This window comes from Paenibacillus endophyticus, assembly GCF_014192395.1.
In the GTDB taxonomy this organism is placed as follows: domain Bacteria; phylum Bacillota; class Bacilli; order Paenibacillales; family Paenibacillaceae; genus Pristimantibacillus; species Pristimantibacillus endophyticus.
This window is the reverse complement of the sequence record NZ_JACHXW010000003.1, coordinates 333,788-348,417: the sequence shown is the minus strand read 5'-3', so window position 1 is coordinate 348,417 and position 14,630 is coordinate 333,788. Positions and strand designations below refer to the sequence as shown.

Annotated in this window: 8 protein-coding genes and 2 pseudogenes; 8 read left to right on the top strand and 2 right to left on the bottom strand. The window is 48.4% G+C overall.

Features of this window, described 5'->3' with window-relative positions; all coding sequences use genetic code 11:
• The first annotated feature begins 269 nt into the window (after positions 1-269).
• On the top strand, positions 270-3,938 hold the full coding sequence (locus FHS16_RS31645) for an NPCBM/NEW2 domain-containing protein (protein WP_246431639.1): 3,669 nt from the start codon (positions 270-272) through the stop codon (positions 3,936-3,938).
• 334 nt (positions 3,939-4,272) lie between these two features.
• Here FHS16_RS31645 and FHS16_RS07040 read toward each other — a convergent pair whose 3' ends face one another.
• Entirely contained in the window at positions 4,273-4,719 is a 447-nt protein-coding gene (locus FHS16_RS07040) for a MarR family winged helix-turn-helix transcriptional regulator (protein ID WP_183560306.1), read from the bottom strand.
• A 266-nt stretch (positions 4,720-4,985) separates the two neighbouring features.
• Between FHS16_RS07040 and FHS16_RS07035 the strand changes: the two genes are divergently transcribed.
• The 7 genes and pseudogenes from FHS16_RS07035 to FHS16_RS07005 form a co-directional block, all read left to right on the top strand.
• Positions 4,986-5,963 carry an ABC transporter permease gene (locus FHS16_RS07035; protein WP_376769656.1) on the top strand — a complete coding sequence of 326 codons (978 nt, stop codon included), beginning with the start codon at positions 4,986-4,988 and terminating at the stop codon, positions 5,961-5,963.
• Entirely contained in the window at positions 5,963-6,862 is a 900-nt protein-coding gene (locus tag FHS16_RS07030; protein WP_183560304.1) for a carbohydrate ABC transporter permease, read from the top strand. Before FHS16_RS07035 ends, FHS16_RS07030 begins: the two co-directional genes overlap by 1 nt.
• Before the next feature lie 39 nt (positions 6,863-6,901).
• The gene (locus tag FHS16_RS07025) at positions 6,902-8,431 is read left to right on the top strand and encodes a type 2 periplasmic-binding domain-containing protein (protein ID WP_246431638.1); all 1,530 of its coding nucleotides are present in this window, start codon (positions 6,902-6,904) and stop codon (positions 8,429-8,431) included.
• Between the two features lie 94 nt (positions 8,432-8,525).
• The gene (locus FHS16_RS07020; RefSeq protein WP_183560302.1) at positions 8,526-10,844 is read left to right on the top strand and encodes an AraC family transcriptional regulator; all 2,319 of its coding nucleotides are present in this window, start codon (positions 8,526-8,528) and stop codon (positions 10,842-10,844) included.
• 11 nt (positions 10,845-10,855) lie between these two features.
• Positions 10,856-12,547 (top strand): glycoside hydrolase family 2 protein, encoded by a 1,692-nt coding sequence (locus FHS16_RS07015; RefSeq protein WP_183560300.1) that lies wholly within the window; start codon positions 10,856-10,858, stop codon positions 12,545-12,547.
• Positions 12,548-12,758: 211 nt separating this feature from the next.
• A complete protein-coding gene (locus FHS16_RS07010; protein WP_183560298.1) occupies positions 12,759-13,298 on the top strand; it encodes a hypothetical protein in 540 nt (179 codons plus the stop codon).
• Between the two features lie 246 nt (positions 13,299-13,544).
• A pseudogene (locus tag FHS16_RS07005) lies at positions 13,545-14,123 on the top strand (NAD-dependent epimerase/dehydratase family protein); the annotation flags it as partial.
• 58 nt (positions 14,124-14,181) lie between these two features.
• On the opposite strand, the pseudogene FHS16_RS07000 reads toward FHS16_RS07005, so the two are convergent.
• A pseudogene (locus tag FHS16_RS07000) lies at positions 14,182-14,526 on the bottom strand (winged helix-turn-helix transcriptional regulator); the annotation flags it as partial.
• Positions 14,527-14,630: the final 104 nt, after the last annotated feature.

The following is a 14,630-nucleotide window of genomic DNA, read 5'->3' as shown; positions in this document are numbered from 1 at the left end:
CGGGATTTGTGTAATTCTACTAATAATTAGGAGGAATTATTTGGACCATTCCTACTTTATCCACAAATACGTAAATTATATAGCGTTATATTGCATGGATTAGCCAATTGTACAGTTTCAATTGCGGAATAGATTTGGCATGATGGCTGTAGAAAGATGCAGGAGTGACGCCTTACTGTACATGTTAGAAGGGGGAGGCTGGTTGATGCAATAGGTCGCTTTTTGAAAGATACCGCTATACCATTCGATAAGGGAGAGGATGTTTGAAGATGAATTTCAAAACGATGAAATCGAAGCTGCTCGGTATTTCTTTATCTATTGCGTTGGTGCTTCCTATTATTCCATTGCCAGGCGCTTTTGCAGCGAGTTTAAATGTAACCGCTTACGGAGCGAGCGGCTCAGATGGGGCAGACGATAAAACGGCTTTCCAGAACGCGATTAATGCCGCTGTTTCCGGCGATACGGTATATATACCTGCCGGAACTTATCATCTAAGCGGTGCGGTTACGGGTAAAACAGGCGTAAAGATCAAAGGTGAAAACCGCGATACGACCATTATTAAATCCACCTCTACCGGGCAAGAAAGAATGTTCAGTTTCTATAATCTATCGAATGTCGAAATCTCCGATCTGACGCTTGACGGCAACAGCAACAATTCCGTGTTGTCCGCGGTCGTTTCCGAAGGCGGCAGCAATAACAAAATGAGCCAGCTGCGCGTAAAGGATTTTACCGCTTCGGCGGGATTTGGTCCATTTGCCCTGTATGCGATCGGCTCGCCGAATATCGAGATTAGCGATAATATCATTACAAATATCGGCGTAAACTCGGCTTGGGGCGGTGCAGTAAGAGCGGGCTGGGGCTCTAACTACGCGAAAATACTAAATAACACGATCCATGATACCGGTCGAGGCGGCATTTTCGCGAATGACGGCTGCCTATATGTTGAGGTTCGCGGCAATAACATTACGGGAACAGGCCATCATACGGAAGGCCTTGGCATCGAGCTTCACACGGATTGCGATTATTCATTAATCGAGGATAACCATGTCGATCACTGGATCAGCGCCGTGCGCTCCAAATACATCGCGGTCCGCAACAATGTGGTGAAAGCAACCGACGGCTCGGTTGGATACATGGGCCTTGAGGTTATGGTCGAGCACGGCGTTACGACAGGCAATCTTGTAGACGGCGGACAGCAAGTCGGCATGCAGCAATCGCCGGGAACAGGCTACCAGTATTGGGGCTACAATACGATTCAGAATATGGTCATGTGGGGCATGCAGCTCCAAGGCGAAGGAACAGGGCAAACCGAGCAATATCAATATTTTTATAAAAACACGTTTAAAGACGGACCGCGTGACAATCCGCAGGCTGCTTATGCCGGCTACGGCGGAAATGCGATCCGTATTCACGGCAACTCGCAGAACCTGACGTTCGACAGCAATCAGATCATCAACAATGGTCGAAAAGGCATCGAAATTACGACAGCTTCAGGCGTTGACCGTTTAAGCTTCATTAATAACACGATTACAGGCAACACGGGGGAGTCCATTGACCAATACCCGTCAAGCGCCGCGAATCTCGAGTGGAGCGGAAATATCGTTAGCGGCAACGGCACGAATACGCAGCTTACAAGCCGCGGCTTCTCGAATCCGAAGCCGGTAGCAAACTTCACCGCACCGGTAACCGTTCAATTGGGATCACCGATTACGTTTACGAACACGTCGACGGACAACGGTTCGATTTCTGAGAATCTATGGGATTTCGGCGAAGGTGTTCCAAGCACGACGGTAAGCCCTAGCTACACATACCAGAAAGCTGGCACATACCGCGTTACGCTCGTGGTTTGGGATAACGAAGGAAGAGCAAGCTTGAAGGAGCAAACAGTTAACGTGAATGCAGGCCCGCCGGATACAACGGCACCAAGCGCACCGGCAAGCCTGGCTTCCCCTTCGAAAACGGACGTATCCGTCAATCTGACATGGTCGGCTTCAACGGATAACATAGGGGTATACGGCTATGAGGTTTACCGCAACGGCACGCTGATTGGCACAACAACAGGTGTCGGCAGCACAGCTTATACCGCAGCAGGCTTGACGCCAAGCACGGCATACAGCTTCACGGTCAAAGCAAAGGATGCGGCCGGCAATCTCTCGGCGGCAAGCAACACGCTGAATATTACTACGAATGCGCCAGACACGACGGCACCATCGGTACCGGCAAACCTAGCTTCACCGTCCCATACGGATGTAAGCGTCAGCTTAACTTGGTCGCAATCTACCGATAATCTTGGCGTAACGGGCTACGAGATTTACCGTGGCGGCGTACTTGCTGGAACAACAACAGGCGTGGGCTCCACTAGCTTGACGGTTACAGGGCTTACACCAAGCACGGCATACAGCTTCACGGTCAAAGCGAAGGATGCGGCAGGCAATCTATCCGCAGCGAGCAGCGCCCTTAGCGTTACGACGAATGCGCCAGCCGTAAATACGTACATCAGTGATTTGACGTGGTCATCAGCAACAACGGGCTGGGGCAACGTACAAAAGGATAAGAGCAATGAGTCGCGTACCATTACATTGAACGGCGTTACTTACGCCAAAGGTATCGGCACGCATGCGAATTCCGAAATTACTTATAACTTAAACGGTAACTATTATCGTTTCCAATCCGATATTGGAGTGGACGATGAAGTGTTGGCCGTGAATAATGGCACCGTTACATTCGAGGTATGGCTGGACGGCGTCAAGGCGTACGACAGCGGAATCATGAATGCCAGCACGGCTACCAAAAGCATTGATCTGGATGTGACCGGCGTCTCTGTACTGAAGCTGGTCGTTGGGGATGCAGGTGATGGAACTGGTTACGATCATGCGGACTGGGCCAATGCTAGATTATCGTCCGCTTCCGGCGGAAACCCGAATCCAGGCGATACGACAGCGCCAAGCACGCCGGCGAATCTTGCATCGCCAAGCAAGACAGCAACGAGCGTGAACCTGACATGGGGAACGTCTACCGATAATGTTGCTGTAACCGGTTATAACGTTTATAACGGAAGCACTCTTGCAGGAACAACAACGGGAGCGAGCGCGACATCGGTCACGATATCGGGTTTGACCGCAAGCACGGCATACACCTTCACGGTGAGAGCGAAGGATGCGGCAAACAACTTGTCGGCTGCAAGCAATGCGCTTAGCGTTACGACTAATGCGGCTGCAGGAGACACGACTGTGCCAAGTGCGCCAGCCAATCTAGCATCTCCTAGCAAAACAGACACGAGTGTCAATCTGACTTGGAGCGCATCTACCGATAATGTCGGCGTGACGGGCTACAACGTATACAACGGCAGTACGCTTGCAGGTACAACAACTGGAGCGAGCGCAACATCGATCACCGTGACAGGTCTGGCTGCGAGCACGGCATATAGCTTCACGGTGAAAGCGAAGGATGCGGCAAACAACTTGTCGGCTGCAAGCAATGCGCTTAGCGTCACGACGAATGCCAGCTCTGGAGGCGGTACAGGCAACGGCTTGCTTGGGCAATATTATGCAGGCAACTTCGGAAGCTTGGAGATGGAGCGTACGGATGCCACGATCGATTTCGATTGGGGCGGTGACCGTCCGACCGTCAACGTTCCAGGAGAATGGTTCACTGTTCGCTGGACAGGTAAAGTACAGCCGCAATATACAGAAACGTATACGTTCTACACGCATACGGATGACGGTGTGCGCCTTTGGATTAACGGCGTGCAAGTCATTAACCAATGGCAGTCTATGAACGGCGAGCTAAGCGCAACAGTTTCTCTTACTGCAGGAGTGAAATATGACATCAAGATGGAATTTTTGGAGAATGGCGGAAACGCGCATGCATCACTCTCATGGTCAAGCGCTTCCCAATCGAAGCAAATTGTTCCGAATGCAAGATTGTTCCTGAACTAATGCAAGTGTAGTTAGAAGGACTTCTCCAACACAGTTATTCTGAGAAGGGCAGCTACCTAAGCATGTAACATAAGGTTGAACTAGAACCTTCAGCTCCACTTTTATAGTGGCGCTGAAGGTTCTTTTAGCATGTTATGGAGGCATAGTCACCCGAGTTCGCCGGTTAACGAAAGCAGGCGACGATATGCTCCGCGGGCATGAAACGGATAAGCTCATCGATAAGGAGTCGACCCAACTGTCCATTCGGGCATGTAAAGGAAATTGTAATAATATCCCATCAAATCCTCTCTTGCCCATGTAGTTAAGTCCTGAACGATATAGGCGAAAAGCCCCGTCAGGGCTTATTTAATTTAGAGAGTAAGCTCAGAAGCATGGCTAACTCCTGACCGCTCAGTTTGCTCATTTTGTCCGTAATGCGTGCCCGGTTCTCTGGCAAATGGTTCAACAATAGCGTTTGTCCCTCAGGCGTAATGGAAATGATGGTTTTTCTGCCGTCACTCGGATGGCTCGCTCTTTGTATGAAACCTTCATTCTCAAGCGGAATAAGCAGCAGTGTAACGTTGGATTTGGTGACGCCTATTTTCTGGGCAAGCATGGAGGGCAGAATCGTACCGCCTTCCTTCATGATTTCGACGAGGATACGAATTCTTGCGCCGTTTTGCCCTCTGGATTGCCAATATTTCTCCGAGACATCCACGAGCCTGGCGGTTGTTTCCACCAATGAGAAAAAAACCTGTGTGGGCAGAGGCAAATCATGTACATAATCTTGAAGGTCTTTCATCGTATTCCAATCACCGCCGATAAGTAGTTAAGTCCTTAACTAAAAGGAATGTACTATGCAAGGATAGATTTTGTCAATCGACTATCTAAAAGAAGGGGAGTAGATTCGAAATCATCGTTAATTGGTCCTATAACAAGATTTTGTTAGCTCAATCAAGCCGCTTTGCAAGTATTTGTTAAAGCGTTCAAGCTGTGTCAGGCCTATAGTAGAGGAAGTTGCCGAGCACCAAACCACAGCAGTCAAGCAGATAGAGGAGTGGCTAACCAATGAATACGAACATGGAGTTTGTTCAACCGCAGAAGGAAGCAGCAAGTTTAGGGCATCGCTTTAGAGCTAGCCTTAGGAATGAAGGCAAGCTGCTGCGCCGGGATTTGTTTTTGTATCTATTAGTATTTCCCGGGCTATTATATTTTCTTGTTTTCAAGTACATCCCGATGTGGGGAGTGCTCATTGCCTTTCAGGAGTATTCTCCTTATCTCGGTTTTCTTCATAGTGAGTGGGTAGGAGTGGAGCATTTCCAACGATTATTCGCTAATCCTGAATTTTACCGAATATTCAGAAATACGATGGCAATTAACGCTTTAAGCCTAATTTTCTTCTTCCCATTGCCGATCTTGCTTTCTTTAATGATGAATGAGTTGAGGCTTCAATGGTTTAAGAAGACGATTCAATCGATCGTTTATTTGCCTCATTTCTTGTCATGGGTAGTCATTGTAGGCATGAGCTTTCTTATGCTTTCGCAATCGGAAGGGGTTATTAATCAGCTGCTTGCTGCGTTCGGGCATGAGAAAGTAGATTTTCTGACCAATCCTGATTATTTCTGGGTACTGCTTACATTGCAGTCGATCTGGAAGGAAGTGGGGTGGGGAACGGTTCTGTTTCTGGCAGCGATCGCAAGCGTGGACACGCAGCAATATGAAGCGGCGAAGCTGGACGGAGCAGGCAGATTGCGCCAAATGTGGCATGTCACTTTGCCTGCAATCCGCAACGTAATTATCATTCTATTGATTCTTCGTATCGGCCATATCATGGACGTGGGCTTCGAACAGGTATACCTCATGATGAATGGCGCAGTGTCGGAGGTGGCCGAGGTGTTCGACACCTATGTCTATCGAGTAGGCATCTTGCAGGCCCAATTCAGCTACAGTACGGCAGTCGGGCTGTTTAAATCCTTTATCGGTGTGGCATTGGTCATATTTGCGAATTGGCTTGCAAAAAAATTCGGCGAGGAGGGCGTGTATTAATGAGCAAGATTCCCAAAACGGCGATTCGGGAAAGCGGCTTTGACCGTGCCTTTGGCGCTATAAACGTAACTATTCTGCTGCTGGTAGGCGCTTTATGTTTGTTCCCGTTCTATTATGTTTTCGTCATTTCATTCACGACGCCGGAAGAGTATCGCCAAGGAGGCTTGCTGCTATTTCCGAAAACGTGGACGCTCGTTTCCTACGAGTATTTGCTGTCAACCTCGACGTTTTTGAGGGCAACGGGCATCAGTGCGTTTCTGGCGGTCGTTGGTACGTTGTGCAGCTTGATCATTACCTCTTCCTTGTCCTATGGTCTTTCGCGAAAGCGAATGAGAGGCAGGAAACCGCTTATGTTTCTTATCCTGTTGACTACGCTGTTTAATCCAGGCATAATTCCGGGCTATTTAGTCGTAAAAGAGCTCGGAATGATTGACAGTCTATGGTCGCTAATCATACCGGTTATAACAAGCGGTTGGTATGTTCTGCTTATGAAGGGTTTTTTCGATTCAATTCCCGTCGGCTTGGAGGAGGCTGCCCGCATTGACGGCTGCAACGATATGAGCGTATGGTTCCGCATCATTCTCCCGCTTTCGCTGCCTTCACTCGCCGCCTTTGGTTTATTTTACGCGGTTTCATATTGGAACACGTTTTTTAGTGCGGTGCTGTTCATTAATGATACAGCCAAATGGCCGCTGCAGATCTTGCTGCAAAACATGCTGATCGATTCCTCGACAGCGATGGGAGGGGCGGCTGCCAGCGATACCGGCATGGCGAGCATCCCGTCCGAAACGAAAAAAATGGCGGCTGTCATCATCTCCACCATTCCTATTCTTCTGGTATATCCATTCCTGCAGAAGCATTTTGCAAAAGGGGCCATGGTTGGCTCTGTCAAGGAATGAGAGATATAATAAAAAGACCGATCAGGGAGGCAAAATGTAATGATTAGAAAGAGAAATTGGTTTGCGGGTTTAACAGCTGTTCTTGCTTTTACGCTCGTCATTTCCGGCTGCGGGGGCAATGGCAACTCAGCTCAGAACAACACGGGCAGCGAGGTGACAGACAAGGGGCCGACTGACTTGAGCGTGCTGACGATCTACTATCAGAAGGAACCGCCGGCGCCAGACAATCGGATTTTGAAGGAAGTCGAAAAGCGAACGAATACGAAGCTGGACATCACGTGGGTAACGCCAAACAATTTCAATGAAAAGGTAAACGTAACGCTGGCTTCCGGAAAGCTTCCGGATCTCATGCTTGTTACGGATACGAGCAATGCCGCATTTCAGAACATGGCCAAGCAGGGCGCGTTTTGGGATTTAACGGAGCTGATCAAGGATTATCCGAATCTAATGAAATTTCCAACGATTACGTTTACAAATAACCTTGTTGAAGGAAAGCTTTATGGCGTGCCGCGCGTTCGGCCGACTGAAGGAAATGCCCAGCCGTTAATACGGACGGATTGGCTAGAGAAGCTGAACCTAGCCGTTCCAACGACGATGGATGAATTATATGCGGTTATGAAAGCATTCAAAGACAATGCTCCGGATGGCCAAAAGGATACAGTAGGATTGTCCGGTTACGTCAATCAAGCCGATATGGGTCAATTTACTTTTATTCAGGAAGCATTTACGGGTACGGGCGGCAAGTATAAAGCCGTTGACGGCAAGCTCGTCGATATGACGTTTGACCCATCCATGCGTGATGCGCTGGAATGGCTGAAGAAAGCATACGATGAAAATCTCATTCCGAAGGACTTTGCTTTGCTTAAGCATGATCAAGCCAAGGATTTAGTGTATGCAGGCAAAGCGGGCATTTTCCCGGATAAGCCGAATCAAATACCGACGATGGTCAAAGAGCTTCAAGCTGCCGGCAAAGCGGATGCCGATTTGGAATGGACACCTTATTTGGAAGGGGTTAACGGAAAGTATGCAGCAAAGGGAACCGGCCACTTCGGGATGTTCGTCATTTCAAAAAGCGTGAAAGAGGAGAAAGTGAAAAAGCTGCTTGCTTTCCTCGATTACGGTGCGTCCGATGAAGGGCATGAGCTTGCAGCGTATGGCATGGAAGGCGAGGATTTTACTAAAGATGGCGTTAATTATGTGTTGACTGAGGCTGCTACTAACGATCTGAGCTTCCAGTTTATGCAGAACATATTCATGAAATATGATAAATATGGGAATTTAGGCACAGGCTTGCCTGCGGATAAGCTGAAGCATGAAAGAATGCTGATTGATCAAGCTGCTGATGCTAGCGTATCGAACCCTGTAGCGGGATTAATTACGGAGACGGGTTCGAAGCTAGGCAGCGATTATGATAAAAAGATTCAAGACTTGAAAACAAAGATCATTATGGGCAAAGCCGCGCTTGAGGATTGGGATGCTTTCACAGCTGAGCTACAAGCGGATCAAACCTATCAACAAATCATTGAAGAAATGAATGCAGCTTATCAAGCAAGAAATAGCACAAAATAATGACAGCGCCCTCAACTGCTCCCTGGAGAAGCTGAGGGTATGCTGTATTTAGTTGCCAGGCATGCAAAATGGATTTGTTTTCGGGGGTATGACATTGAGCAAGAGATGGACGTTGCGGGCTAAAACGGGGATGCTGCGAGGGGAATATTTTCGCAAAAGCTTAGTGCTCGTCCTGCTGATTACATGTATTCCTGCCATTATTATCGCAGCGAGCAACTATGTAATCGGCAAGAACGAAATCGAGAAGCAGGTATTCAAGACACATACACTCCGAATTGCGCAATTTGCCGATATGATGAACAGTCAGTTCGACCAGATTTCCATCGTAATGAGCCGTTGGTCGAACAATCCGATGTTCGGGAGCTATTTGGAAAATTATACATTTCTGGACCATATCGATGAAACACAGGAGCTTATGCAGACGATGACGGTCGTAGGCAGCTCAAGCCTACTGGTGAACGATGCGTATTTGTTTCTAAATGAGCAGCAGGCGCTATTGTCGGCAGATGGCATTGAATACTTGGAGCCGAGCAGCTTAGAGGCTTATCACGATGACCTTAGCCAAAACACAGGTCTGTTCTTATCATATAACCTTGCGATTAGTGCTCGGGGCAATACATCGCCAGTCTCGATTATATTCAAGCTGCCTTGGCATTCCAAGCATCCGTTCGGGGCATTTGTCCTTGCGATCAATCCGGCTGAAATCGAAAGAAACGTAGCTTATTTGCAGGCGGGCGATAAAGGAACGTCATTTCTGCTGCAGAGGGCGGGACAGTTTGTGCTTGAGCCCTCCGCGGGCCAAGCGGGGTTGTCGGCTGCTTTGAAGCAGCATGTGCTTGAGCATCATCCCGATCAGGGAACGTTCCCCTTCAAATGGAAAAAAGAAACGTATATCGTCTCGTTTGGCCAGGTTGAGCTTGCTGGATGGACCTACGTAACCGCAACGCCTTTAAGCGAATTGACGGAACCGGTCGTCCTCTCGTCTAGATGGATATTAATATGCAGCCTCGCTGGCTTGATGCTTGCCTTGCTGCTGTCATGGTATGCGTCACTTCGGCTATACAAGCCAATTGGAAGGCTGCTCGCCTTGCTTGGCACGGATAGAAACGGCGAGCCTGCCGCCGAGCGCGAAATGGAGTTTCTGGAACAGAAATGGATGACGGTCATGAATGAAACGAGAACGTTAAAGGAGAGGCTCCAGCAATCGGTGCCGTCCCTGCGCGAGGGATTTCTCCTACAGCTTGTCCAAGGCCATTTGTATGCGAGCAATGAAGCAAGCTTGAGGCATAGAATGGATCAACTAGGTTGGCCATCCGAGGATCGGCAATTTTCGCTGCTCTTAATTCAATTATCGGGCCTTCATGAAGACGGAGCTCGGTTTCGGGAAGATGACCGGCAGCTTATCTCTTTCGCAGCGGGCAACATCTCCGAAGAGCTGGCTTCCAGCAGAGGCATCGAAGCGAATCTTATTAATTTCCAGGACATGTCCGTCGGCCTGCTGTGCGCAGCCAGCATCCATATGACTGCAAAGGAACGCAAGGACATGCTGCAGGGTATGTCGCAGGCGTTAATCTCAACGCTTTCGGAAGTGCTAAGGCTGCGAGTAACAGTAATCATTTGTAGATGGACAGAGGAAATCGGCCGCATTCCTGAGCTGCTGGAGCAGACGAGGCAAGCGATCAGCTACCGTGCCTTGCAGGAAACCCACCAGATTATCGCTATGGAGGATCTTATCCCGCTGCAGCTAAATGATGCACAGTATCCATTCGTACAAGAGAAGGAGCTGCTGCATGTTATGCGCCTTGGTCTGAACGAGGAATCGGCATTGCTATTTACGGAGTATATGAATGAGCTGGAGCGGATCAGCATGCATGAGCTGAGCGTTCGGCAAGGGCTTCTGCAGCTGCTTGGGAGCGTAAGACATATGCTGATAGAGCTCGGTTTCGTGTCACATCCGCTGTTCAAGGAAGGGAATTTGTACGGCGATCTGTTGGCGTTGCCGGATATACTCGCCATGCGCGGCTGGTTTATGGACAAAATCATTAAACCGTACTTGGATGAGTTCAACCAAGCGCAAAACATAGGCGCTAGACGGGTTGTTGAAGAGGCGGTCCAGTTGCTGAAAAATGAATATATGCGTGATATATCGCTTGAAGAATGCTCGGAGCGGTGCCATACGAGTCCTTTTATGCTGAGCAGGTCGTTCAAGCAAGTGACAGGCTTCCATTATATCGATTACATTATGCGGCTTCGAATCGACAAAGCAAAGGAGCTTATTACAACAACGCCGCTCAAAATCAATGAGATTGCGGAAAGCGTCGGGTACCAGCATTCGTATTTCAATAAAGTATTTAAAGGCGAAACAGGCATGACCCCTACTGAATACCGGAAAAAATACAGCCACATCGAATAGGAGAATAGCTAATGACTAGACTATTTCAAACAAACGAGCATCGAGAGGTGCACTCTCTCGATGGCAGTTGGGATTTTGCAATAATCGGAGAGGGAGAGCCGAATTTAGGCCGCCTTTCATATTCGAATACGCTTATTGTTCCAGGCTGCTGGGAGATGCACCCCGATTTCTTGACTTATAGAGGAAGAGGCGCCTATCGGAAGCGAATTAGCCTAAAGAAAAAAACTTCGCTTCGCTTCGTGTTCAAAGGCGTGAGCCACACTGCGCATGTCTATTTAGACGGGCAGATTCTCGCGGAGCATTATAACGCTTATACGGCTTTTGATGCCATTGCAATAGACGTTGAACCAGGCGATCATGAGCTTACCGTCATCGCAGACAATCGGTTCGGGCCGGATTCCGCACTTCATATTCCGAATGATTATTACACGTATGGCGGGATTAACAGACCCGTTGCAATGGAGCAGCTGGACGAGCTTTATATCGAGAGGATCGCATTCACGCCGATCTGGGAGAATGGGAAGTGGAAAGCACGCATTCAAGGCTTTGTCCGTCATTTGCGCGAAGGCGGTCATCCATATCGCCTGCAAATCGAGCTTTGCGGCAGGAAGCTTCAGCTGGACATATGTTCGCCTATCGAAGCAGGCATAACCAGAATGGAAGGTACGTTTGATTTTAACGAAGCCGAGGCTTGGTCACAGGAAAGCCCGGTCCTGTATGAGCTGAAGTCGCAGCTCGTAGTAGACGATGCTGTTGTCGATGATCTGATTGAGCGTGTCGGATTCCGAGTCGTGACAACCGAAAAGGGGAAAATACAGCTTAACGGCAAGGATATTGTATTTAAAGGGGTTAATCGGCATGAAGACCATCCGATGGTCGGTTCGGCTCTACCGCTTCAGCTTATGGCGTTAGACGCTGATTTGATAACAAATATGGGCTGCAATTCGGTACGGACAAGCCATTATCCAAACGATGAGCGGTTTCTAGACTTATGCGATGAACGAGGCATTCTTGTGTGGGAGGAGAATCATGCGAGAGGGCTTAGTCTAAGCCAAATGCAAAACCCGAATTTTCACTGGCAATGCAAGCAGGTAAACCGCGAAATGGTGGAGCAGCATTACAACCACCCATCCATCGTCATATGGGCGATTCTAAATGAATGTGCAAGCAATACTCCCGAGGGACGTGAAATGTACAAGGAGCAGCTGGAGCAAATTCGTGGACTTGATGCCAGTCGCCCGCTTACCTTCGCATCCCATCATCGGGACAAGGAGCTTTGTTTTGATTTGGCGGATATCGTTTCATTCAACTTATATCCGGGCTGGTACGGAGATGAAGATCCGGGCGAGCTCTGCGATCTTGCCAGAGATTGGGCAGACGCAAGCGGCGGTTCAGGCAAACCGATGATCATGAGCGAGTTTGGCGGAGACGGCTATTACGGACATCGCGATGCCAGCAGGGTGCGCGGAACGGAAGAGCGCCAATCCGATATTATAGAAGCCAATTTATCTGCCTATACATCGAGAGGGCATATTTCTGGTATGTTCATCTGGCAATATTGCGATTGCAGGGTAACGGAAGGAACGGATTGGCTCATTACGAGAGCGGGTACGCAGAATAGCAAAGGGATCGTTGACCGTTACCGGAGGCCGAAGCTGGCTTACGCGACTGTACAGAAATATTTCAATCGCGAAATGGAGTAGTTCGATTTCATTTACAAATTTACCCTATAATGGTATGTTCAATGGATCGTTTTTCAATGACTGATTTGGTTTGAGAAATTCGAACAATGGATGACTTGATGAGGGGGGAATATGAATACGTAAATTTAAAATTTACCGCATGATTCTACTCTTAAGCTTGCTTGCACTGTTGACATCGGGATGTAAGTCCATATTTGAATCGAGATCGTCAATGATTGAACAGGGAAATATGCCAGCTGAAATGTTATTGACCCACGTTGATCTATTTAAGGGTGCTGGAGCAAAGTTTCAACCTTTCCTAGGCCCAATGTCCGGTGCGTTTGAGCTGAGCTATAAAGGAACAAAACCAAATGTATGGTTGGATATCGATATTTGGAAGCAAGGCAAAAAAGTATCATCGGGAGGCTCCATTGGCGATTTGTTTTTTCATCCTGATCTTCAAAAGAATCATAAAGTAGAAATCATCATATCCATCGAAGCCGTGTTCATTGATGGACAATATGAATTTAACACGATTAAAGTTAGAGCCGGAAACGATTCGGGATCGAGTCTCTCTACGTTTACTGTTCCGTGGGACAAATCATTAACATCAAGAGGCCTCATCTTTCCGAGCGACCCGCTAACATTCAAAGCGGATGATTCCATACCTGTATCGACGAGCACTAATATGATAAGTACCGCAGATTTATCGCCGGATTCTTTGAAAGGGCTTGAATCCGCTATTATTTTCACTTTAAGATTTGAGGATTAGCCGATGGAACACGCTTTAGCAAAACCATGCAAACAGAAGCACGATAAGCCATAATAGGGTAACCCTACACTGAACACTTTGAACATAGTGTTTAGCGTTGGGGTACCCTTTTCAACTATTAGAGTAAACAATTTCATGCCTTATGTTACTTTCAAGTAACTATATAACTCCAAAGTGCGTACTTTTTATTCCTCCCCGCAGCATGCACAATGAGGATGAGACCATAACGGATGAGGAGAGATACTTATGAGGGTACAGGAAACGCTGCCGCGCAAAACGGCACTCGTCGTTGGAGCCAACGGGGTTATTGGGAGAAATCTGATTGATTATCTCGAGCAGCTTCCCGATTGGGATATTATCGGCGTATCGCGGCGTGGCGGAGACACAAGAGGAAACGGGCGAACGCGATACGAAGCTGTCGATCTGCTAAATGAGAGTGAAACGCGCGAGAAGCTCGGTTGTTTAACGGAAGTCACCCATATCTTTTACGCCGCCTATCAAGACCGGCTTACTTGGGCTGAGCTTGTTGCCCCAAACCTCTCCATGCTCGTCAACGTCGTGGATGCAATCGAGCAGGCCGCGTCTAGCCTTCGGCATGTGAGCCTAATGCAGGGCTACAAAGTATATGGCGCACACCTGGGTCCCTTCAAGACACCCGCCCGAGAAACGGACGCCTACCATATGCCGCCGGAGTTTAATGTCGACCAACAGCAGTTTCTCGAACAGCGGCAGCCGGGAAGCAGCTGGACCTGGTCTGCGCTCCGGCCTTCGGTTGTATGCGGGTTCGCATTGGGCAATCCCATGAACTTAGCAATGGTAATATCCAGCGACCGGTTTCTATTTTTAACGAATTAATTCCCACATCTAATCGAGGCGTTCCAGACAAAATCTTGATCTTATCGCCATAAGCGCGCTCGGCATGCCGATCTCCCCATCTACACATGAGATGAAGAATCTCTTTTAGGCTCCAACCGTACTCGGTCAGCTCATACACGACTTTGGGCGGCACTTGATTGTATGATATTCGGTTAATGATGCCATCCTCTACCAGTTCCTTCAACTGCTGGGTTAGCACTTTTTGCGTTACCGCTGGGAGCAAGCTTCTCAGCTCGCCGTTGCGTTTCTTTCCGAACGTTAGATGGAAAAGGATGACCTGCTTCCATTTGCCACCGATAACCTCAAGCGTTACCTCTACTGCCGTATTGTATGTTTTCCCCGGTTCCAGCATATGTTCACATCGCCTCCCTGACCTTTACGATATCGTCTTAAGGCTATGCGCGCAAGTATCGCCTCTCCTGCAATCGTTCGAGATATCCGTTGTTTTTGGCCAAC

Bases quoted from the DNA above. Each gene is read 5' to 3' on its own strand.
- FHS16_RS31645 (WP_246431639.1), top strand. From the start codon at position 270: ATGAATTTCAAAACGATGAAATCGAAGCTGCTCGGTATTTCTTTATCT.
- FHS16_RS07040 (WP_183560306.1), bottom strand. From the start codon at position 4,719: ATGAAAGACCTTCAAGATTATGTACATGATTTGCCTCTGCCCACACAG.
- FHS16_RS07035 (WP_376769656.1), top strand. From the start codon at position 4,986: ATGAATACGAACATGGAGTTTGTTCAACCGCAGAAGGAAGCAGCAAGT.
- FHS16_RS07030 (WP_183560304.1), top strand. From the start codon at position 5,963: ATGAGCAAGATTCCCAAAACGGCGATTCGGGAAAGCGGCTTTGACCGT.
- FHS16_RS07025 (WP_246431638.1), top strand. From the start codon at position 6,902: ATGATTAGAAAGAGAAATTGGTTTGCGGGTTTAACAGCTGTTCTTGCT.
- FHS16_RS07015 (WP_183560300.1), top strand. From the start codon at position 10,856: ATGACTAGACTATTTCAAACAAACGAGCATCGAGAGGTGCACTCTCTC.
- FHS16_RS07010 (WP_183560298.1), top strand. From the start codon at position 12,759: ATGATTGAACAGGGAAATATGCCAGCTGAAATGTTATTGACCCACGTT.